Consider the following 852-nt stretch of genomic DNA (forward strand, 5'->3'; position numbering starts at 1 on the left):
CAGCAAGAGCCGGGCTGAAAACTGTTGGCTGACGCCCCCGCCCTCCAAGGTGTCACGGGCGATGCGTCGCTCGATCATCATCAGCACCAGCCCCAACGCCAGGCTGACCTGCGCCTCGATCGCAAACACGCGTGCGACGAAAGCACCGGCCTGGGCGCGCTCTAACACCGCGAAGGCACTGGGCGTCGCCGCGAAGGCCACACACAGCAAAAAGCCGCCCCAGAGGGCGGCCAGCAGGGCTTGGAGCCGAGCGAACATCACTCGTAGCGCACTTCGACGATTTCGTAGCGCTTGATGCCGCCGGGGGCCTGCACTTCGGCGACATCACCGGCCTCCTTGCCGATCAGGGCGCGGGCGATCGGCGAGCCGACCGAGATACGGCCATGCTTGATGTCGGCCTCGTCGTCACCCGTGATCTGGTAGGTCACTTCGGTGCCGCTGGCTTCTTCTTCCAGATCCACCGTTGCGCCGAACACCACGCGACCGCCAGCGTCCAGCGTCGAGGGATCGATGATCTGCGCCGCTGCGAGTTTGCCTTCGATCTCGAGGATGCGGCCTTCGATGAAGCCCTGCTTGTCCTTGGCTGCGTCGTACTCGGCGTTCTCGCTCAGGTCACCCTGGGCGCGCGCTTCGGCAATTGCCTGGACGACGGCATGACGTTCGACGGTCTTGAGTCGGTGCAGCTCGGCTTTGAGCGACTCGGCGCCGCGCTTGGTCAGGGGAATGGTCGTCATGGCAAAAACTCAATGGGCAAAAAGAGTTCCGCCGCTGCGGCCCGGTCGGGCTGCTGCGGCGGAATCGATGGGCTGTAGTTTAAGCCAGCTCGGCGTGCAGTTCCTGCAGGGATTGCAC

2 protein-coding genes are annotated in these 852 nt (G+C 64.6%); both read right to left on the minus strand.

Annotated elements, in window-relative coordinates; translation table 11 throughout:
* Positions 1–258 (minus strand): DUF4149 domain-containing protein (locus ACXJKR_RS33730; RefSeq protein WP_457326571.1); only part of this gene is annotated, 258 nt, incomplete at its 3' end.
* A complete protein-coding gene (gene greA / locus ACXJKR_RS33735; protein ID WP_056195443.1) occupies positions 258–734 on the minus strand; it encodes a transcription elongation factor GreA in 477 nt (158 codons plus the stop codon). The genes greA and ACXJKR_RS33730, both read right to left, overlap by 1 nt.
* Positions 735–852: the final 118 nt, after the last annotated feature.

Source organism: Roseateles sp. P5_E11, assembly GCF_054049355.1.

Excerpts from the sequence above, each read along its gene's own strand:
- greA (WP_056195443.1), bottom strand. The coding sequence starts at position 734 with ATGACGACCATTCCCCTGACCAAGCGCGGCGCCGAGTCGCTCAAAGCC.